The organism is Tritonibacter sp. SIMBA_163 (genome assembly GCF_046535935.1).
Taxonomy (GTDB): domain Bacteria; phylum Pseudomonadota; class Alphaproteobacteria; order Rhodobacterales; family Rhodobacteraceae; genus Epibacterium; species Epibacterium scottomollicae.
The window spans coordinates 1-266 of the sequence record NZ_JAWJBP010000565.1 but is presented as its reverse complement, the minus strand read 5'-3'; the positions used below and the strand labels follow the sequence as shown (position 1 = coordinate 266).

The 266-nt window shown below is 61.7% G+C and carries 1 protein-coding gene; it reads right to left on the bottom strand.

The annotated features are described in order from the left end of the window. On the bottom strand, nt 1-266 hold a 266-nt coding region (locus R0J92_RS23560), incomplete at both ends, for a hypothetical protein (protein ID WP_411053459.1).

The following is a 266-nucleotide window of genomic DNA, read 5'->3' as shown; positions in this document are numbered from 1 at the left end:
CTTGTTGTCGACCAGCCACTGGGTCATGTCGCCGAAGATATGGTTGATGTAGCCTTCGGCGGTGTAGTTCTGCGTGTCCGGGAAGACAGCGATCGTATAGGCGTTCTCGCCGGCCACGCGGGCACGGAAGACGTCGCTGACCGAGGTACCGGTCTCGTCTGTGGCGGTGATGCGCACGTCGGAGAAGCCCAGTTCGCCGAAATCCAGCACCAGCTTGCCGTCGGCCGTGATCGTCGGGTTGACGACGGTCTTTTCGCCCACTTCGA